The sequence below is a fragment of the Nocardiopsis listeri NBRC 13360 genome, from assembly GCF_001570765.1.
Classification (GTDB): Bacteria; Actinomycetota; Actinomycetes; order Streptosporangiales; family Streptosporangiaceae; genus Nocardiopsis; species Nocardiopsis listeri.
This window is the reverse complement of sequence record NZ_BCSH01000103.1, coordinates 1-20,262: the sequence shown is the minus strand read 5'-3', so window position 1 is coordinate 20,262 and position 20,262 is coordinate 1. Positions and strand designations below refer to the sequence as shown.

The following is a 20,262-nucleotide window of genomic DNA, read 5'->3' as shown; positions in this document are numbered from 1 at the left end:
TGACCGGGTCGGCGTCGGACAGGCGGGGTTGCAAGCCGATGGTGGGCCGCCAGGGGGCCAGGTCCGGGCAGTGTTTCAGGAGCCGCTGGGTGGTGTCATAGAGTGCTTGGGCGAGGGAGTCCAGGTCTTGCGTCACAACTCGACCATGGGCTCCCTCGCCTCATGCTCAGACCACGCACCCCTGGGAATTACTCATCTAGAAGAGGCCCCGCCGGCCCGCCAGGGAGTCGATCCACTGGTTCAGGTGCCCCGACCAGTCACGACCGGCGCCCTCCTGGTGGCTCACGCTGAAGCGGTGGTAGGTGTCGCGGCCCTCGGAGAAGAGCAGTCCCGGCTTCTTGTCCAGTTCCAGCACCACGTCGATGCCGTGCTCGTCGGTGACCAGGGACAGTTCCAGTTCGTTCAGGCCCCGGTAGCGACGGGGAGAGCGGAACTCGATCTCCTGGTAGAAGGGCAGTCGCTGCCGGGTCCTGGCCAGGCGGCCGCGCTCCAGGTCGGCGTGCTTGAACGTGAACCCGAGGGAGAACAGCGAGTCCAGGATCGCGGCCTGCGCGGGAAGGGGCTCGATGGTCACCGGGTCCAGGTCCCCGGGGTCGATCGCCTTGGCCACGTGCAGACGGGTGTTCACGCCGAGGTTCATGTGCTGCAGGTGGCGGCCACGGTGGGACGTGATGGGGGTCTCCCAGGGCACGAAGAGCTCGAAGGGCACCGCGAAGCGCTGCCCCGGCACCAGGGCCACGCCCTCTCCCAGACGCACGCGATGGAACTCCATGTCACTGTCGACCTCTTGGTCGCCCACCTCGGTCTCGACCCGGGCCTGGAGACCGATCGTGAGCTGCTCCACCTTCTGCTCGACGTCGCCGCCCTCGATGACGACGGTGCCCTGCAAGGAGCCGCCCGGAACGGTCACGGAGGAGTCCAGTGAGGTCTCCACCGAGGCCCCGCCGAATCCGATACCGGCGAGCAGACGTTTGATGACCATGGGCGCTTCCTCATCTCGGTGGGCATGCGGCCGAGACATCGGGGGCTCCCGGCCGCCCGCAACCTATCGCAGGTGTTCCGGGAGCGGGAGGCGGGCCCCGTGGATCAGTCCTCGGGCAGGGCGAGGGGGGCCAGCTCGTCGAACAGGTCGCCCGGACCCGGGTTGGTGGGGTCGGTGGTGCCGCCGAGGTGGTGCATCACGCCCCACACGGCGTTCAGGGCGGTCTGAACGGCGCCCTCGGCCCAACCGGCGGTCCAGGAGATGTCGTCCCCGGCCAGGAACAGGCCGCGGTGGCGCTCCTCCAGGTCGTCCTGGCGGAAGTGGGTGAACAGCCGCCGCTGGTACCGGTAGTGGCCGGGCAGGTTCGCCTTGAACGCGCCCATGAAGTAGGGCTCGTCCTCCCAGGAGATCGTGACGGGGTCGCCGGTGACGTGCGAGCGGATGTCCACGCCCGGATAGATCTTGCCCAACGAGGCCAGCATGACCTCCAGGCGCTCGTTGGCCGACAGCGGCAGCCACTTGAGCGAGTCGTCGCACCAGGTGTACGACATACAGATCGCGGCGGGGCCCTCGGGGTCCGCGCCCTCCAGCAGGTAGGTGCCGCGGGTCATCCGATCGGTGAGCGTCATGCTCATGACGTCCCGGCCGGTCTCAGGGTCCTTGTCCCGCCAGAAGGCACGGTCCACCGGAACGAACAGCTTCGAGGACTCCATGTAGTGGGTCCGTTCGAGGGCGTTCCAGTGGTCGATGGGCAGCAGGTCCTCGTCACAGTCGACCTTGGACAGCAGCGCCCAGGACTGCGCGGTGAAGACCGCCGCCGGATAGGTGCGGGTGGAACCGGAGGCGTCGGTGACGGTGATGTTGCCACCGGGGCGCCCCTTGACGGCCGTACGACGCAGCGCCGTGACCGCCGGGAGCGGGCCGGACCCGTGCAACGAGGCCAGGGAGGTGCCCGTCGCCCAGTACACGAGCTTGTCCGGGGTGTCCTCCCACAGGCGTCGCGGCAGTCGGTCGACCCCTCCGACGATGCTCATGTGGTCGTCGTCCGCACCCGTGTAGGTGACCCGCAGGATCTCCAGGATGGAGTTGGGGAAGTCCGTGTCCCAGCCACCGGTACCGAAGCCCACCTGGCCGAAGATCTCCCGCTTGCGGAACGAGGAGAAGCCCGGAGCCTGGCACAGGAACCCGTAGAAGGTCTGGTCGTCCAGCCTCTCGACGAGCCGGTTCCAGATTTCCTTCTGGGTGGCGACGTCGCGCTCGCGGATCGCCCTTTGCATGCGGCCGTGGTCGACGCTCTCCAGGGTCTCGTCCCAGGCCCGGGCGACCTCGCGGTAGACCTCGGGCAGGTCGTCCAGATCGGTGGCGTAGTGCGTCCTGCCCTTGAGGTCGACGACGGTGCTCGGGGTGGCCGGCGAGAGCGGGTTCGGAAAGGCGGTGGTGCCCAGACCCACGCGGTCCACGTAGTGCCAGAACGCGGTGGAGGACGGCGGGAACCGCATGGCGCCCATCTCGGCCACCACGTCCTCGGGAGCACCGGGCAGGCGTTCGGTGCGTAGACGACCACCGATCCGGTCGGCCTCGTACACCACCGGTTTCAGGCCCATCTTCATGAGCTCGTAGGCGGTGACGATGCCGGACAGCCCACCGCCGATCACGGCGACCTCGGTGCCGTGGTGTTCGGCGGGCACCTGGCCCAGCCCCGCGGGATGGTCCAGGTAGGAGTCGTAGGCGAACGGGAAGTCGGGTCCGCACATGTTCAGGGGCCGCTCACCCCGCGGGGCGGCACCGGCGGACGTGGGCACGGCGGAGGTCATGAAGGCCCTCCTTCACAGGGGCTGAGGCGGTGGGGACGTGGAGGCGGGTTCAGCGGCCGTACAGGTCGATACGACGATCGCTCAGGTAGAACGGCTCGGCGCGCGCGGCCTCGACGGCGGTCGGGTCGACGTCGCCGACCAAAAGTTCCTCGGTGGGGCCGGCGCGCAACAGCTCGGCGCCGTCCGGGCCGACCAGGGTGCTCAGCCCGACGTAGTCGAGCTCGCCCTCGGCGTCGCAGCGGTTCACGTAGGCCACGTGGATCTGGTTCTCCATGGCCCGGGCCGGCACCAGGATGGTGGCCACCGAGGTGGTGGGCGCCATCAGGGCGGTCGGCACGATCAGGAGGGTCGTACCGGCCATCGCGTGGGCACGCGCGATCTCGGGGAATTCCACGTCGTAACAGACGATGAACCCGAGCCGGTGGCCACCGAGGTCGGCCTGGACGACGAGTTCCTCACCCGGATCGAACAGGTTCCGGTCCAGGTCACCGAACAGGTGCGTCTTGCGGTAGAGCGCGCGGGAGACCCCGGCGGAGTCCACGAGCCGTACCGCGTTGTACACCCGACCGTCGGCGAGTTCGGCGAAGCCGTAGACCACGGCCACCCCGGAGTCGGTGGCGATCCGGACCACCGCCTCCAAGAGCGGACCGTCGGCCGGTTCGGCCAGTTCACGAACCCTGTCACCGATGTTGTAGCCGGTCAGGGACATCTCCGGGGTCACCAAGAGGTCCGCGCCCCGCGCCGCGGCGGCACGGGCGCTCTCCTGGAGCCGGAGGAGGGCGGAGTCGGTGTCGCCGCTGCGCCCGGTGCCCTGGTCGAGGGCCACCCGCAGTGGGTTCGGCATCGTCCGTCCTCCCTGGTGGATCGTCTTCGGGCCGCGTCCACTCTAGGCGCAGGAAGGCGTCGGATCCGTGCGCCGAAACGACGTGGTGTTGCGAGTTGTTCCGCTTCGGCGACGGATCGTTGCGTGGACGGCTCGTTCAGGCGACGACTTCGACCGCGCCTTCCCGCTCCAGCTCCGAGCGGCGCATGCTGTAGCCGAAGTAGACCGCCAGCCCCAGCGCCAACCAGACGCCGAAGGCGATCCATACGCTCAGCGACATGCTGAACATGAGGTAGGCGCAGGTCAGGACGCCCAGGACCGGGGTCACCGGGGCACCGGGCATCCGGAAGGCACGCTCGAGGTCGGGGCGATTCCGGCGCAGCACCAGCACGGCCACGTTGACCAGTGCGAAGGCGAACAGCGTGCCGATGGCGGTCGCGTCGGCGAGCGGACCCAGCGGGACGAGCGCGGCCAGCAGCGCGATGAGCACCGAGGTGATGACGGTGTTGGCGCGCGGGGTGCCCTTGGCGTCGACCTTGGAGAAGGCCTTGGGGATCAGGCCGTCGCGCGACATCGCGTAGAGGATGCGTGTCTGGCTGTACAGGACCACCAGCACGACGCTGGCCAGGGCCAGGACTGCTCCGGCGGCGAAGATGACCGCCCAGATCGGGGTGCCGGTGACCACGGTGAGGATGCCGGCGAGGGAGGTACGACCCTCGACGAACCCGGTCCAGTTGATGGCGCCCACGGCGCTGAACGCCACCAGGCAGTAGATCGCGGTGACCACGATCATCGAGAACATGATGGCGCGGGGCAGGTCGCGCTGCGGGTTCTTGGCCTCCTCGCTGGCGGTGGAGGCGGAGTCGAAGCCGATGTAGGAGAAGAACAGGGTGGCGCCCGCGGCGGAGACCCCGGCCATGCCCATGGGCATGAAGGGGGCGAAGTTGCCGTCCTGGACCGCGGTGACGGCGATGGCCACGAACATGACCAGCACGGCCACCTTGACGACGACCATGACGGCGTTGGCGCGGGTGCTCTCCCTGACCCCGACCAGCAGGGCGAACATCGACAGCAGCACCACGATGGCGGCGGGCAGGTTGATCAGTCCGCCTTCGAGGGGACCGGCCAGGAGGGCGGCGGGCATCGACAGCCCGGTGGTCAGCTGAAGCAGTTCGTCGATGTACTGTCCCCAGCCGACGCCGACGGCGGCCACCGAGACCCCGTAGGTGAGCATGAGGCACCAGCCGCACACCCAGGCCATGAACTCGCCCATGGTGGCGTAGGAGTACGAGTAGGCGGAGCCGGACGCGGGGATCATCCCGGCCATCTCCGCGTAGGCCAGGGCGGAGAAGAGCGCGGTGACCCCGGCCAGGACGAACGACAGGATGACGGCGGGACCGGCGATCGGGACGGCCTCACCGAGGACGACGAAGATGCCGGTGCCCAGGGTGGCACCGATGCCGATCATGGACAGCTGCCAAAAGCCCATCGTGCGGTGCAGCCCGTGCCCGCTCTCGGTCTCGGCCACCAACTTCTCGACCGGCTTGCGCCGGGACAGGCGTCGACCAAGCGTGGGCACGCCCGCGCCCACCCGCGCGGGTGTCTTCTGCTCCACCACGAATTGTCTCCTCGCTGATCAGTGGGATCGGCACGGTGGGGGTCTCCCGAAATGTGCCCTAGGCAACGTTAATGGTGTCGCCTGAGTAACATGACCCACATTCATTGCGTCTGTCGGGTTTTCACGTGGCATCGGTGCGCGCCGGGACAAGAAAGCGCACCAGCGCGTGACACACGACACACGATCCGACGCCCCGACCACGCACGCGAAAGGGGGAGCACGGTGGTCGACCGCGCTCCCCCTTCAGCGAAGCACTCGGGAAGAAGGTGGCGTCAGCCCACGGACACGCTGGGCTCGCCCTCCACGCCGGTCTCGCCCATCTCCTCGGCGATGCGCAGGGCCTCCTCGATGAGGGTCTCCACGATCTTGGACTCGGGGACGGTCTTGATGACCTCTCCCTTGACGAAGATCTGGCCCTTGCCGTTGCCGGATGCCACCCCCAGGTCGGCGTCGCGCGCCTCACCCGGACCATTGACGACGCAGCCCATGACGGCCACGCGCAGCGGCACCTCCATGCCCTCCAGACCCGCGGTGACCTCTTCGGCCAGCGTGTACACGTCCACCTGGGCGCGGCCACAGCTCGGGCAGGAGACGATCTCCAGACCGCGCTCACGCAGACCCAGCGACTCCAGGATCTGGTTGCCGACCTTGACCTCCTCGGCCGGCGGCGCGGACAGGGAGACGCGGATGGTGTCGCCGATGCCCTCCGAGAGGAGCGCGCCGAAGGCCACCGAGGACTTGATCGTGCCCTGGAAGGCCGGGCCGGCCTCGGTGACACCCAGGTGCAGCGGGTAGTCGCAGGCCTCCGACAGCAGACGGTAGGCGTTGACCATCACGACCGGGTCGTTGTGCTTGACCGAGATCTTGATGTCGCGGAAACCGTGCTCCTCGAACAGGGAGCACTCCCACAGAGCCGACTCCACCAGGGCCTCGGGGGTGGCCTTGCCGTACTTGGCCAGCAGGCGTTTGTCGAGCGAACCGGCGTTGACGCCGATGCGGATCGGCGTGCCGGCGTCGTTCGCGGCCTTGGCGATCTCGGCGACCTTGTCGTCGAACTTCTTGATGTTGCCCGGGTTGACGCGCACCGCCGCGCAACCCGCGTCGATGGCCGCGAACACGTACTTGGGCTGGAAGTGGATGTCCGCGATCACCGGGATCTGCGACTTCTTGGCGATGATCGGCAGTGCGTCGGCGTCGTCGTTGGTGGGCACGGCCACACGAACGATCTGGCAGCCCGAGGCGGTGAGCTCGGCGATCTGTTGCAGGGTCGCGTTGATGTCGGAGGTGCGAGTGGTCGTCATCGACTGCACGGACACCGGTGCGTCCCCGCCCACGGGGACGTTCCCGACCATGATCTGCCGCGTCTTGCGGCGCGTGGCCATGGGACGCGGAGGGGTGACGGGGATACCGAGATCGACGGTCACGCTTGATTCACCTCGTCTGCCGCCGGAAAGGGAGGGCGGCAATTGATGTCGCGGTTCGTGAGAAGGGCGCGGCGGCGCCCGGATCCGCGTTCGGGTGCTCCGTCCGGTCGGCCGGGGCCGTTGCCGTCGTTCCCGGAACGCTCGTCCAAGGTTACCCGCCCCGGAGCCGCTGCTCGGCCCCTCGTGGTGGCACTCACACCGTTCAACCGAACAGCATGACCGGATTGACCAGATCCGCCACGAGCAGGATCACGCTGAACACCAGGAAACACGCCACCACGACGTAGGCCACCGGGGTGAGCAGCGCGATGTCCACCGGGCCCGGGTCCGGACGCTTGAACAGACGCGCCGTCCACCTCTTGATGGACTCCCAGAGCGCCCCGGCCATGTGCCCGCCGTCCAGCGGCAGGATCGGCACCATGTTGAAGGCGAACAGGAAGAAGTTGACGCCGGCCAGGATGCTGATCATCATCGCCGCGGTGTCCACCAGGGGCAGGCCCTGCGACATGATCTCGCCACCGATGCGGGAGATACCGACGATGCCCACGGGAGAGTCCTCGGTGCGCTGCTCGCCCAGGAAGGCCGCACCGAACACCTCGGGGACCTTGCTCGGCAGCGCCACGATGGCCTGGCCGACGCCGACCAGCATCTCGCCGACCTCACCGGCGGACTCGGCCACGGTGAGCGTGCCGCGTTCCTTTGCGAAGTGGATGCCCAGGAAGCCGACGGTCTCCACGGCCGGGATCCGACGGCCGCTCTCGTCGTAGACGTTGTCGCCGTCCTCGTCGGTCTCGTAGACGATCTCACCGGCCTGGTCGCGGGCCGGCAGCTCGCTCTGGACGATGTCCACCTCGGTGGTGAGCTCTTCGCCGTCGCGTTCGATGCCGAACTCGGTGGGGCCGTCCGACTCACGGATCTCACGGCTGGCCGAGGCCCAGTCGGGGGTGTCGGTACCGCCTACGGACACCACGACATCGCCCGGCAGCAACCCGGCCTCGTGGGCGGGGGTGGCCGGCAGGTCGTCGGTGCACTCGGTGATGGAGGCGCTCTGCGGGACCACGCACTCGTTGACGACACCGACCTCGTTGGTGTCCTGGTACACGCCGATGCCCATGAAGAGCACGCCGAGCAGCACCGTTCCCAGCACCAGGTTCATGCCCGGACCGGCGAACATGACGATCAGCCGCTTCCACGGGGAGCGCTGGTAGAACTGACGGTCCTCGTCCTCGGGGGACAACTCCACGTAGGAGGCCTCGCGGGCGTCCTCGGCCAGGGCCCGCCAGCGCGACATCTTACGTGGGCCCTGGTCCTCGGTGCGGCGGGCGGGCGGGAGCATCCCGATCATCCGCACGAACCCGCCCAGTGGCACCGCCTTGATGCCGTACTCGGTCTCGCCCTTGCGGGTGGACCACAGGGTCTTTCCGAACCCGACCATGAACTCGGTGCACTTGATACCGAACATCTTGGCCGTGGCCATGTGGCCGAGCTCATGCCAGGCGATCGAGAACAGCAGTCCCAGAACGAGCAGGATGACGCCGACCACGGTCAACAGCACGACCATGTATCTCTCCTCAAGCCAGGTCGGTCCTCAGCCGCGGGCGAGCAGTTCGCGAGCGCGGGTTCGGGCCCAGGTGTCTGCGGCGTAGACGTCGTCCAGGGTCAGGGGCGTGGAACCCGGCCGATCCGTCCGCTGGTGCTCCGAGACTACCCGGGACACGGTGTCCATGATCGCCGGGAACGCGAGGTTCTCACGCAGGAACGCGTCGACCGCCTCCTCGTTGGCCGCGTTGTACACCGCCGGGGCGGTGCCGCCGGCGGCACCGACTTCGGCCGCGATGCGCACCGCGGGGAAGGCCTCGTGGTCGAGCGGCTCGAAGGTCCAGCTCTGCGCCTTGGTCCAGTCCATGCCGGGGGCTGCGTCCGGGACGCGTTCCGGGGCGCTCATGCCGTAGGCGATGGGGATCATCATGCTGGGCGGGCTGGCCTTGGCCAGGGTCGTGCCGTCCACGTACTCGACCATCGAGTGCACGATCGACTGCGGGTGGACGACCACGTCGACGCGGTCGAAGGGAACGTCGAACAGCAGGTTGGCCTCGATCACCTCCAGCCCCTTGTTGACCAGGGTGGCGGAGTTGACGGTGATGACCGGCCCCATGCTCCAGGTGGGGTGGTTCAACGCCTGTTCCGGCGTGACGTTCGCCAGTTCATCGGCCCGGCGGCCACGGAAGGGCCCGCCACTGGCCGTGACGACCAGGCGCCGCACATCCGAGAGCTCGGCGCGGACCAGACCCTGGGCGAGGCTGGTGAGCTCGCCTTCCGGCCGGTACGGGAAGCACTGGGCGAGTGCGTAGTGCTCGGAGTCGACCGGAACGATCTGGCCGGGGGCGGCCAGGTCGCGCACCAGCGGACCACCGATGATGAGGGACTCCTTGTTGGCCAAGGCCAGGGTGTTGCCGGCACGCAGCGTGGCGAGCGTGGACTCCAGTCCCAAGGCCCCGGTGATGCCGTTGAGGACGACGTCGCAGGGGTGCCCGGCGAGCACGGCCACGCCCTCGCCGCCGGTCAGCACCTCGGCGGAGGAGCCCTGTTCGGCCAACAGGCGGGTGAGCTCCACCGCTCGGGACTCATCGGCCACGGCCACTCGTTCGACACCGAGCCGCGCGGCCTGCTTGGCGAGCAGGTCCACCCGCCCACCGCCGGCGGCCAGGCCCACCACGCGGAAACGTTCCGGGTTGCGCTGGACGATGTCGATGGCCTGGGTACCGATGGAACCGGTGGACCCGAGGATGACTACTGTTCGCTGCTGTTCTTCTCGCACCCCTCCATTGTCGCCCAATTCCCGGTGCGGTGTCGGGGCCTGTGGACGGCGCGGGAACGACGGGGAGACGGCCGGGGCTTTACACGGCAACGTCGTTCGCCTAACTTAACCGGTGAGTAAGTTACGCCACAGTAGAAAGTGACGCCGAGCATGGTCGGGCGCGACCGAACACGCGCCCTCGACCCTCCCCCGATGGCGCCGGCGCGACCCATCGGAGCCTCCCCGCCCCTTCCCCTCAGAGGTTTCGAATGACCCCCACCCCCAGAGGCGCCCTGAGCGGCGCGCTCCCCCGGATCCTGTCCATCCTCGTGGCGTCCGTCCTTGCCGCCGCGCTCCTCTCTCCAGCCCCCGCGGCCGCGCAGAGCGTCGGCTCCACCATCGGCTACGAGACCATCGTCAGTCACGACGGTACCGAGCTGAAGGCCAAGGTCATCACCCCCACAGGTGTGCAGGGCCCGCACCCGCTGCTGGTCATGCCGTCCGCCTGGGGCACCCCGCACCTCCTCTACGTGGGCGCCGCCAAGAAGCTGGCCGAGGAGTCCGGCTACCAGGTCGTCACCTACAGCTCGCGCGGCTTCTGGGACTCCGGCGGCGGCATCGAGGTCGCCGGCCCCGAGGATCGGGCCGACGCCAGTGCCGTCATCGACTGGGCCCTGGCCAACACCGACTCCGACGCCGACCGCATCGGCATGGCCGGCATCTCCTACGGAGCGGGAATCAGCCTGCTGACCGCGGCCGAGGACGACCGGGTCAAGGTCGTCGGTTCCATGAGCGGCTGGGCCGACCTGGAGGCCTCCCTCTACCCGAACGAGACCATCGACGTGCAGTCCGCCGAACTGCTGCTCCTGGCCGGCAACCTGGTCGGACAGCCCGGTGAACTGCTCCGGGAGGCCGAGCGAGAGTACCGCGCCGGCAACGTCGATCCCATCCTGGAGATGGCCCCGGACCGTTCCGCGAGCACCAAGGTGGACCGGCTCAACGCCAACGGAACCGCCGTGATGATCGCGCACGGTTGGAACGACGGCATGTTCCCCGTCGGGCACATGGCCGACTTCTACGAGGAACTCTCCGGTCCCAAGCGCATGATGCTCACCCCCGGCGACCACGCCACCCCCGAGGTGTTCGGCGCGTTCGGCCTGCCCAACGAGGTCTGGGAGGACCTGGGGCGCTGGTTCGACCACCACCTCAAGGGCGAGGACAACGGCATCGACACCGAGCAGCCCGTGCTCGTCAAGCCCAACAACGGAAGCGAGTGGTCCTCGCACGCCGACTGGCCGTCGGTGACCACCGACACCGACGAGTACTACCTCGGCGAACCCAGCAAGGACTGGCTGCGCTGGCAGAGCACCGGGGCGATGGAGGCGGAGCCGCAGACCGGCTGGGACTACGACTTCCGGACCGGGATCGGCAGCACCGCCGAGAGCGGCACCGTAATGCTCTCCGGCGCGCTCCAGCAGTTCTTCGACGTTCCCACCGGTGTCCTGCTGCCCACCGTGGACCGCTACCGGGCGGCCGTGTGGACCAGCCCCGCCTATCCCGACGGCGCACGCGTGGCCGGCACCCCCGAGGTGACGTTCACGGTCACTCCGACCGCCGCCGATCAGTCGGTGTTCGTGTACCTGTACGCGATCAACGACCGGGGCACCGGCTCGCTGCTGAGCCACGCGCCCTACACGTTGCGCGACGCCACCCCGGGTGAGCCCGTGACGGTGGAGACCGAGCTGTCCTCTGTGGTGTGGGACGTTCCGGCCGGGCACCGGCTGGCGGTCGTGGTGGACAGCCGCGACGCCCGCTACACCGCGGAGAGTCGGACCGGGAACAGGGTCGAGGTGACCTCTCCCGAGGAGACTCCCACTCGGGTGAGCATCCCCTTCACCCGATAAGGCGAGACCGTTTCCGAATCGTCGGCCCGGACGCCCTCGACCGAGGGCGTCCGGGCCTTCTTCCCGAAAAACCGAGGACACAAACTCAAAGTAGCCATTCGCTAACCGCGGGTGTGCAAAGATCGGGCCATGACCTCGTCCACCAAATACAAGGTCATCGCCCCGCTGGCCGCCGCCACCGTCGCCCTCGCGGGCTTGGCGATGATCGACAAGCTTCCCGAACCCACGTCGGCCGTCACCCGGGCCGGCCACTCCCCCACCACCCGAGTGGACGGGGTGGCCCACCAGGCCGGCGCGGTCACCCAGGACCAGCACGCCGAGATCATCGACTACTGGACCGACGAGCGCATGGCCGCCGCGCAGCCCATCACCGCCCTGGTCGACTCCGCCCTGGAGATCACCGAACCCGTGCTCCCGGCCCCCACCGACGACGCCGTCGAACCACAGGCCGCCCGGCCCGACAGTGAGGGCGAGACCTGGAACGACGGCGGACTCGTCACCCGCACCACCGGCAAGGTGTACCTGACCATGGACGGGCGCGACTTCACCTGTTCGGCCTCCGTCGTGGACTCCGCCAACGAGAGCACCCTGGTGACCGCCGGTCACTGCGCCAAGGACGGAAAGGGCGCCTGGGCCCGCAACTGGACCTTCGTGCCCGGTCACGACGACGGTGACGCCCCCCACGGAAAGTTCACCGCACGCGACCTGATCGTCTCCCCCAAGTGGGCGAAGGAGGCGGACGACAGCTACGACTTCGCGATGGTCGTGCTCAACGAGGCCGACTCCACCACCGTTCAGGACCGGGTCGGGTCCCAGCGACTCTCCTTCGACACCTGGACCGAGGATCGGGTGAACCAGGGCGTGCAGGTGTACACGTTCGGCTACCCGTCCGCCTCACCCTTCGACGGCAAGAACCTGCACTACTGCTCGGGCCGGACGGTCCCGGACACCGGTGGCACCACCGCCAACGGGGTCCGCTGCTCCATGACCCAGGGGTCCAGCGGAGGACCGTGGTTCGCCGACTTCGACCCGTCCACCGGACAGGGGAACATCGCCTCGGTGGTGAGCTTCAAGTACGCCGACGACCGCACCATCCAGTACGGGCCACGGCTGGGCTCCGAGGCCCGACGCCTGTACGAGCGGGCCTCGGAACTGTAGACCTCCCTCACCCACGGCCGGTGACCGCCACTCCTGCTCCGCGGTCACCGGCCGCTCGCGTGCGCGAACCCCTACAGGTCGATGCCGGTGAGGACCAGGACTCGCTCGTCGGTGAGGTCGGTCATCGCCGAACGCACACCCTCCTTGCCCACGCCGGAGCCCTTGACGCCGCCGTAGGGCATCTGGTCGGCGCGGAAGGTCGGAACGTCACCGACCACCACGCCGCCGACCTCCAACTCCCGGTGGGCCCGGAAGGCGGTGGGCAGGTCCCGGGTGAACACGCCGGCCTGGAGCCCGAAGGCGCTGTCGTTGACCGCGTCGAAGGCGGCGTCGGTGTCGGCGACCCGCTGGATCACCAGGACGGGACCGAAGATCTCCTCGCGCACCACCTTGGCGTCGGCGGGGGCGTCGGCCAGGACGGTGGGCGCCACGGTCACGCCGTCGCGGGTGCCGCCGGTGAGCACGCACGCCCCCGCCGAGACCGCCTCCTGCACCCAGGCGGCCACGCGTTCGGCGGCGGCCTCGTCGACCATCGGACCCACGTCGGTCCCGTCGTCGACGGGGTCGCCGGTGCCGAGTTCCTCGACCCGGTCGACCAGAAGCCGCACGAACTCGTCGTGCACGGCGTCGGTCACCACGACGCGCTGCACTCCGATGCACACCTGGCCGGCCTGGTTGTTGCCGAACAGGGCCACGCGTCGGGCCGCCCACTCCAGGTCGGCGTCGTCCAGCACGACCGCGGCGGCGTTGCCCCCCAGTTCCAGGGTGACGTGCTTGTGCGGGGCGCGGCGCTGGATCTCCCAGCCGAAGGCGCCGCCGGTGAAGGAGACGACGGGCAGACGCTCGTCGGTGATGAGCGCGGCCGCGGACTCGTTCGGCATGGGCAGTACGGACACCATGCCACCGGGCAACCCGGTCTCGGCGATGATCTCGCCGAGCAACAGCGCGGTGATGGGGGTGGCCGGCGCGGGCTTGAGGATGATGGGCGCGCCCACCGCGATCGCGGGCGCGATCTTGTGCGCGACCAGGTTGATCGGGAAGTTGAACGGGGAGATGCCCAGGATCGGACCCTTGGGCACGCGGCGGATCAGGGCCATACGGCCGGCACCACCGGCGTCGGTGTCCAGTCTCTGGAGGTCTCCACTGTCCCGACGGGCCTCCTCGGCGGCCCAGCGAAAGACGGACGCGGCGCGCCCGGCCTCCACACGGGACCACTTGATCGGTTTGCCGCTCTCGGCGGTGATCACCTGGGCGATCTCCTCGGAGCGCTCACCGATGCGCCGGGCGATGTGGTCCAGGGCGGTGGCCTTGACGTGCGCGGGCAGCGCTGCGGCGCGCGAGGCGACCGAGTGCGCGGCGGCCACGGCCTCCTGCACCTGATCCGGGGTGGGCACGGACACGGTGCCCGCGGCCTCGCCGGTGTAGGGGTTGAGGACGGTCATGTCGGTGTCGCCGGTGGTCGCGGTGCCGGCGAGCCAGAACGGGTGCGTGGTCATGTCCGCGACGCTAGACCCCGTGAGCGGGGCGGCGCTTGTCCACCCTTGCCAAAGCCGGTCTCGGAGTTGGCCACACTGGAGCACCCGATCACGTACGGTTCTTACGCTGACCGGCTGGCGCGGAAGCGGTCCTTGATACAGAGTGGTGGGAGAGGGTCCTGCCAGCGTGTTCGGACAGGCCCTCGGGTCCGCCGCCGTCGACGGGAACCCGGGAGTGCCATTGCCGCTCGTCTACCGCACGCTCGTCGCCGTCCCGGACGACGACGGGGATCTCGTCGCCATCGCCTCGACGGTTCTCTCACGGTGGTTGAGCAAACGCGGGAACTCCGGAGCGCGCGTGGACTTCGGCTCCTCGGGTCGGTACGACCTCAGCAAGCGGTCCCGGGCGTTGGTCGCCCGGCACGACAACGCCGACGAGGGCCTCACCTTCCTGAGACTGACCACCGAGTCCGACAAACCCGACGGGGTATGGCGCACCCTGGTCACCGTCGTGGTCGACCCCGAACTGTCCCCCTGGCGTTACCTGTGGCTGGACATGACCGTCGACCCCGCACCCGGCATCTCCCCGGAGAGCACCCGCCTGGAGGTGATGCCGCCCGAGGCCGCGCGCATGCTGTTGGAGGCGGTCAACGCCCATGACGGCGCGCACGCGCTGCCTCCCGCTCCCAGGATCGTGCGAGGACGCGACGACACCGATGTGGCCGCCCTGCACTCGGCCATCCTTGATCCGCTCAGGCGCCTGGCGATCGTCGCCACCGGCGCCCCCGGGGACGTGACCGTGGCCGCCTGGCGCGATTCCATGGCCGGTGCGCTGTCCCGCTGCACCGGCATGTGCGCCGGATACGTGCTGGACGCCGCGGCACTGGATCGCATGGCCGCGTTCCTCCCCCGTGACCTGGAGATACCCGCCGGCGGTGTGCGCACGTTCCTGCCTTCGGTGGACCCCCGGGACGAGACGGACTCCGCACGACATCCCCGGATGGGCCCCTCGACCCTGGACACGGCGCGGGACGGCGAACGGGTGCGCAACTGGGTCGGCGCCGCCCTGTCCCGGCGGGTGCGCGACAACGCCATGGCCCTAGGACTACCCGAGACCCTCAGGGCGATCGACACCTTCCTGCGCGAGGAGACCGATGACCTGCGACGGGACCCCACCTCACTCGCTCCCGCACCGACCAACGGACCCGAGCACGCCATCGCGCACAGGTCGGAACAGGACTCGGCGACCACCGCGGAACTGGCCGCCGCCAAGGCGCAGGAACAGCAGCTCCAACGGCTTCGGGAGGAGGTACGCCGGCTCAACGCACGCATCGGGGAACTGTCGGAGGAACGCCAGCAGCTACTCGACGAGAGCGCCGACCTGACCGAGGAGCTGAACACCGCGAGGGAGGACACCCGGTCCGCCCGTTACGAGGCGCGTTGGCTACGCGAACGCGCCCGCGAGGAGGGCCTGTTCCGTTTGGCCGCCGCTCCGGCCCCGAACGACCCCGAACGGAGACCGCCCACGAGCGTGTCCGAGCTGTTGGAGCGCATCACCGACGACGTCGTGCTGCCGCACCTGTTCTTCACCCTGGAGGACCAGACGGTGTACGAACTGGCCGACAGCCGCAAGGAGGCCCTGTGGGTGACCCGGGCCTGGGAAGCCCTGCTGGCGCTCAACGACTACGCCCGCTACCAGTTCGACAACCCCGGCAGCGGGCTCGGGTTCCATTCCTACCTGCGTGATCCGCCGGACGGCTACCGCGTGATCCCGGTCAAACGGCTGGCGTCACAGGAGTCGGACTACGTGCGCAACCGCGGCAAGCTCAACGAGAAGCGGTTCTTCCGGGTGCCGCACGAGGTGGACCCGGCCGGGCGGGTGCCGATGTACGCGCACATCAAGCTGGACATCGAGTACGGAATCTGCCCACGGCTGTACTTCTTCCCCGACCTGGGGCCGGAGACCACCAACCGCGTGTACGTGGGGTACCTGGGCCGGCACCTTCCGGTGCAGCAGTCCAACTAGCCCGGCTAGAGCGTGCGGTGCCCGAACCGGGCGGAGAGCTCCGCGAGATCGGGCTCCCCATAGCTCTCCACGAGTGCCTTGAAGCGGACCTCCTTGTCCGCGCCGAAGCGGCGGACCTTGGCCGAATAGCTCTCCACGGAGTGGAAGACCGGCGGTTGCGTCTTGCTGTGGAACTTGTCCGCGTACATCACCAACTCCTCCTCCGGGGTCTGGGCGAGGTAGTCGGCCACCGGGATCGGCAACCCCTGGGACCGCACGTCGTCGGCGGTGATCCCCACACCGGTGTGGTGGGAACAGAACCGGCACAGCGTCTCGGGCAGTCCCTCGGCGGCGAGGAGTTCGTGGCCGAGCACCCCGTGGCTCACGTAACGGTCGTGGGCGATGCGACCCGAGGCGTCGACCAGGCGGTAGACACCGATGTCGTGCAACAGGCAGCCCGCCCGGACCAGGTCGACGTCGACCTTCGCGGGCGCGCGGTCGAGGAGCTGCTCGGCGACCGCGCACACCACCTGGCAGTGCGTGTACACGCGCTCGAAGGCCTCGGCGTCGGGCGCGTACCTCTCGTGGAGGGACCGGATCTGTTCGTCGGTGGGGATCTGCACACCGGGGACCCTACCCTGGGAGCCGTGATGGGGACGATGACCGGGACCACCAGGACCATGTTGGCCGAGACCGACTGGCGTGAACGCGCCGAACGGCACGCCGAGCGCGTCGACGCGCTCACCGCCGACCACCTGCGGCGACGCCGCGAGGGCGAACGGCACCCGGTCGAGGACTTCCTGTTCACCTACTACAACCTCAAGCCGGCGCAGCTGCGGCGTTGGCACCCCGGGGTGGGCACGATCCTGGCCGGGGAGGGCGCGCGCGAGCGGCTGTCGGAGCGCTTCTACACCGAACTCGACGGCGGGGTGGGGCTGGACGTACCCGCTTTCCTGACGGCGCGGCCCGTGCTCGACTTCGTGGAGCGGTTGCTGTCGGCGGTGGCCTCGCGCCCGGCGCACCTGGGCTGCTTCGGTCTGCACGAGTGGGCGATGGCGTACCGGACGTCGGAGGTGCGCCACGGCCAGGTTCCGCTGCGGCTGGGCCACGAGGGCACCGACCGGGTGGTCGAGTCGCACCGGATCCAGTGCTCGCACTTCGACGCGTTCCGGTTCTTCACCGAACCCGCGCGCCCGCGCAACACCCTGTCGCCCACCAGGGAGACCCAGGCGGACCTGGACCAGCCGGGCTGCCTGCACGCCAACATGGACCTGTACAAGTGGGCGTACAAGCTCACACCGGCGGTGCCGTCGGAGCTGGTGGTGGACTGCTTCGAGCTGTCCAGGGAGATCCGCACGCTGGACATGCGGGCCTCCCCCTACGACCTGCGGGAGTGGGGGTACGAGCCCGTGCGGATCGAGACGGCCGAGGGCAAGGCCGCGTACATGGAGTACCAGCGCGACTTCGCCGAACGCGGCGGGGTGCTGCGCGAGCGGCTGCTGGGGGTGTGCCGGGAGCTACGGGCGGCTTGAGGCTTCGCGAGCCAGACGCTTCCGGGCGACCTTGTGCCCCCGCCAAGAACCCACCAGCAGTAGTGCCGTGCCCACGGTCGTGGGCACCAGGATCGCGATGATCTGTGCGTTCGGGGTGGAAAGGAACGGAGTGACGATCGCCGCCGGCAGGAAGGCGACTCCGCCCAGGATCGACCAGCGGGCGCAGGCCTCGTGCACCGCGTACCAGGCGTCGTCACTCGACCGGGTGAACCTCGTGCGGACCCCGAAGAAGTCGTTGGGCTTGATCTTGCGCTGCGCGCCGTAGACCCCCATCGCCACCAACGCCACCGCGCCGCCCAGCATGGACAGCACCACCATGATGAGCGGGGCGAGGGGGATGGTCTCTTCGGCGGCCTGGGCCATCGAGGTCAACGGGGTCTCTTTCCTTGTAGGGGATCAGCGGTCACGCGGCGGTGGCAGGGCACAGGTGTCGCTACCGCCGGGCAGACGGTATCGATTGGCCGCGACCACCCGGTAGGCGACCCGGGTGAGGGAACGCAGACCGGGCAGCCCCAAGAGGTGACCCAGCAGCCGGAACGGGAGCCGGCCGTGTCGAAGCACCTCGGCGACCGCGTCGCCACCGGCGAGCAGACTCCGGTCCGGGCGGACCAGCCAGGCCTGTTCGTCGGTCTGCTCGGGGGTGAGCCCGAAGGTCTTGAGGTCGACGTCCTGCCAGGCCGCGAAGGAGACACGGGAACGCACCCGCTCCCGCGCGAACGCGACGGACCGCTGGCAGAACCCGCAATCACGGTCGTAGAGGAAGAGCCCGGCCGAGGAGATCCGGTGTGATTCCCGTGAATGTCCCATGTCTCCTTCCTACCCGCCGAAAGTTCACTGTCGGGCGAAAAGCAAGGCGTAGACCATCAGCGAGAGCAGGGTCAGGGAGAACAACACCGAGAACACGAACACCGTGACGTGCAGCCACCGGAATCGCCCCGCCTCCGTCGGAACCCGGCGCCAGTGCCACGCCCCGACGGTGACGGCGGTGGCGACCACGCCCGCGGCGAGGGCGGACAGTTCGGTGGGCAGGTCGGTCCACACGCCTCCGCGCTGGGTGTAGACCCACCAGGCCACGGCGCCCAGGCTCAACGAGACGATCCGCAGGCGGTCCAGCGGACGCTGAGCGATCAGGGTTCGACGGCGGATCATCAGGGCGAGCAACAGAACCGGTGGGAGCAGCAGCGGAAGCAGGGTCAGCGCCATGGACATCGCGGTGCCGGGAGGAGCCGACAGTGGTTTCCCGGGTTCGTCGCCGAGCAGCCCCAGGGCCAACTGGCTCTCCTGTAGGGTGAAGCTGTTGCCCATGAGGACGACGGCGCGCTCATCGTCGAACAGGACCGTGGTGGAGGACCCGTAGACCTTCCCGCTGTGGAAGGTGACCTCACCGCGCTCGGGGGTGTCCAGGACGTGCCAACCCAGCCCCATGGACAGTTCGGTGTCGCCGCCCGCCTCCGTCGCGGGCTCCTCCTCCGAGGGCTCCCCGCCGATCCGCACGTCCTCCAAGACCACGTCGGTGGCGTCGGAGCCCGGGGCGGTCCCGTCGGCGACCCCGGCGACCAGAGTGACCAGGTCGGAAACCGTGCTCCAGGTGGAGATCCCGGCTGGCGCGTACTCGGTGTTGGTCCACGGAGCGACCCGCACGCCCGGTTCGTAGTACGAGAGCGCACCGCCCTCGGGGCGTTCCGCGGTGATCTCGGTGTCGTCCATGCCCATGGGATCGAGGACGCGCTCGCGTACCAGGTCCGGGTAGTCGTCACCCGCTTCCGCCGCCAGCGCGTGCCCAAGGGTCGCGAAGCCGTGATTGGAGTAGACGTACTGGTCCTTGGGTCCGGCCTGGGTATGCGAGAGCCCGTCCACCGGCGAGGTGGCTCCCTCGTACGGGCTGATCAGCAGCATGGAACGGAAGGTGACCGCCGCGCCCTCCCCATCGGGGGTCGCCCGCAGTCCCGAGTGGTGGGTGGCCAGTTCCTGAAGGGTGATGTCGGCGACCTCGGGATCATCGAAGTCGACCTCGGGGAAGACCTCCGCGAGAGTACGGTCCAGGGAGGTCTCTCCCCGCTCCACCATGTCCGCGAGCAACATCCCGGTGATCACCTTCATCACCGAGCCGGTCTCGAACGGCGTGTCCGGACCGACCGGTGTGGTGCCGTCGGAGGTCCCCGCTGCGGCCCATTCGACCGAGTCCGGGTCGTCGAGGTCGAACCGGGCCACGGATAGTCCTTGCACCTCGACCATCCGGTCCCCCAGCACCCGCTCCACATCCGAGGCCAGCGACGCGTCCCCGGCCACCCCGGTCGCGGGTGTGGACCGGGCCGGCGCGAACAGCCCGGCCAACACCGCGACCACCACACCGATCCCGAGCGCGACCAGCCAGGCTCGCCCAGGTGCGGCGGAAGAGCGCTGACGGCGGACGGCCTTGGAGGGGTGAGCGTGAGGTGGGGTGGAAGCCAGGTCCGAAGACCGGGCAGCGGACGGATCGGAAGGTCCCGGGGGTGTGGAGGGGTCGCTGGAAGCCATACTCTCCAGCCTGGCAAAAGGCGGCCCGGAGATGCAGTCACCGCTGTCAGCGATCCGCCATGAGGTTCTCCCCGCATGGGAGATGACACCTGTCATGGGCCCCGCCAGCCAGGAACGAAGTTATCCACAAATACCCACAAACCGGAATTCCACTCTGGTGTGGTGAGGGTAGGTGTGTGAGTTTCGGTCTGC

16 protein-coding genes and 1 pseudogene are annotated in these 20,262 nt (G+C 69.1%); 4 read left to right on the top strand and 13 right to left on the bottom strand.

All coding sequences use genetic code 11. The features are described 5' to 3' along the window. The 8 genes and pseudogenes from NLI01S_RS26810 to dxr form a co-directional block, all read right to left on the bottom strand. Positions 1-136, bottom strand: a pseudogene (locus NLI01S_RS26810) (IS982 family transposase); the annotation flags it as partial. 60 nt (positions 137-196) lie between these two features. Further along, complete coding sequence (locus tag NLI01S_RS24010; RefSeq protein WP_067608948.1) at positions 197-982, bottom strand: sporulation protein; 786 nt, start codon at positions 980-982, stop codon at positions 197-199. Positions 983-1,086: 104 nt separating this feature from the next. Further along, positions 1,087-2,796, bottom strand: a complete 1,710-nt coding sequence (locus tag NLI01S_RS24005) for a flavin monoamine oxidase family protein (RefSeq protein ID WP_067608945.1) — start codon at positions 2,794-2,796, stop codon at positions 1,087-1,089. Between the two features lie 49 nt (positions 2,797-2,845). Continuing rightward, a complete protein-coding gene (locus NLI01S_RS24000) occupies positions 2,846-3,640 on the bottom strand; it encodes a carbon-nitrogen hydrolase family protein (RefSeq protein WP_067608943.1) in 795 nt (264 codons plus the stop codon). A gap of 136 nt (positions 3,641-3,776) precedes the next feature. After that, the gene (locus tag NLI01S_RS23995) at positions 3,777-5,237 is read right to left on the bottom strand and encodes an amino acid permease (RefSeq protein WP_067608940.1); all 1,461 of its coding nucleotides are present in this window, start codon (positions 5,235-5,237) and stop codon (positions 3,777-3,779) included. Between the two features lie 272 nt (positions 5,238-5,509). Next, positions 5,510-6,661: a flavodoxin-dependent (E)-4-hydroxy-3-methylbut-2-enyl-diphosphate synthase gene (gene ispG, locus NLI01S_RS23990; protein ID WP_067608936.1), complete on the bottom strand. Its 1,152-nt coding sequence runs from the start codon at positions 6,659-6,661 to the stop codon at positions 5,510-5,512. Between the two features lie 202 nt (positions 6,662-6,863). Continuing rightward, on the bottom strand, positions 6,864-8,222 hold the full coding sequence (locus NLI01S_RS23985; RefSeq protein WP_067608933.1) for a M50 family metallopeptidase: 1,359 nt from the start codon (positions 8,220-8,222) through the stop codon (positions 6,864-6,866). Between the two features lie 27 nt (positions 8,223-8,249). Then, a complete protein-coding gene (gene dxr, locus NLI01S_RS23980) occupies positions 8,250-9,479 on the bottom strand; it encodes a 1-deoxy-D-xylulose-5-phosphate reductoisomerase (RefSeq protein WP_067608930.1) in 1,230 nt (409 codons plus the stop codon). 248 nt (positions 9,480-9,727) lie between these two features. On the opposite strand from dxr, the gene NLI01S_RS23975 reads away from it, so the two are divergent. After that, positions 9,728-11,362: a CocE/NonD family hydrolase gene (locus NLI01S_RS23975; protein ID WP_067608927.1), complete on the top strand. Its 1,635-nt coding sequence runs from the start codon at positions 9,728-9,730 to the stop codon at positions 11,360-11,362. A gap of 129 nt (positions 11,363-11,491) precedes the next feature. Next, a complete protein-coding gene (locus NLI01S_RS23970) occupies positions 11,492-12,520 on the top strand; it encodes a trypsin-like serine peptidase (protein ID WP_067608925.1) in 1,029 nt (342 codons plus the stop codon). Between the two features lie 71 nt (positions 12,521-12,591). On the opposite strand, the gene NLI01S_RS23965 is transcribed toward NLI01S_RS23970, so the two are convergent. Beyond that, positions 12,592-14,016, bottom strand: a complete 1,425-nt coding sequence (locus NLI01S_RS23965) for an aldehyde dehydrogenase family protein (RefSeq protein ID WP_067608922.1) — start codon at positions 14,014-14,016, stop codon at positions 12,592-12,594. Between the two features lie 220 nt (positions 14,017-14,236). On the opposite strand from NLI01S_RS23965, the gene NLI01S_RS23960 reads away from it, so the two are divergent. Then, positions 14,237-16,021: a hypothetical protein gene (locus tag NLI01S_RS23960; RefSeq protein ID WP_067608952.1), complete on the top strand. Its 1,785-nt coding sequence runs from the start codon at positions 14,237-14,239 to the stop codon at positions 16,019-16,021. 5 nt (positions 16,022-16,026) lie between these two features. On the opposite strand, the gene NLI01S_RS23955 is transcribed toward NLI01S_RS23960, so the two are convergent. After that, the gene (locus NLI01S_RS23955) at positions 16,027-16,623 is read right to left on the bottom strand and encodes an HD domain-containing protein (RefSeq protein WP_067608919.1); all 597 of its coding nucleotides are present in this window, start codon (positions 16,621-16,623) and stop codon (positions 16,027-16,029) included. Between the two features lie 27 nt (positions 16,624-16,650). Here NLI01S_RS23955 and NLI01S_RS23950 point away from each other — a divergent pair, with 27 nt between their 5' ends. After that, on the top strand, positions 16,651-17,532 hold the full coding sequence (locus NLI01S_RS23950) for a 3-methyladenine DNA glycosylase (protein WP_067608917.1): 882 nt from the start codon (positions 16,651-16,653) through the stop codon (positions 17,530-17,532). Here the strand turns inward: NLI01S_RS23950 and NLI01S_RS23945 are convergent. Genes NLI01S_RS23945 through NLI01S_RS23935 form a run of 3 tightly spaced genes read right to left on the bottom strand, consistent with a single transcriptional unit; the run spans position 17,518 to position 20,070 of the window. Further along, positions 17,518-17,916 (bottom strand): SdpI family protein, encoded by a 399-nt coding sequence (locus NLI01S_RS23945; RefSeq protein WP_067608950.1) that lies wholly within the window; start codon positions 17,914-17,916, stop codon positions 17,518-17,520. The genes NLI01S_RS23950 and NLI01S_RS23945 overlap by 15 nt on opposite strands. A 33-nt stretch (positions 17,917-17,949) precedes the next feature. Then, the gene (locus NLI01S_RS23940; protein WP_067608913.1) at positions 17,950-18,360 is read right to left on the bottom strand and encodes a thiol-disulfide oxidoreductase DCC family protein; all 411 of its coding nucleotides are present in this window, start codon (positions 18,358-18,360) and stop codon (positions 17,950-17,952) included. A 24-nt stretch (positions 18,361-18,384) separates the two neighbouring features. After that, on the bottom strand, positions 18,385-20,070 hold the full coding sequence (locus NLI01S_RS23935) for a serine hydrolase domain-containing protein (RefSeq protein ID WP_067608912.1): 1,686 nt from the start codon (positions 20,068-20,070) through the stop codon (positions 18,385-18,387). Between the last annotated feature and the right edge of the window lie 192 nt (positions 20,071-20,262).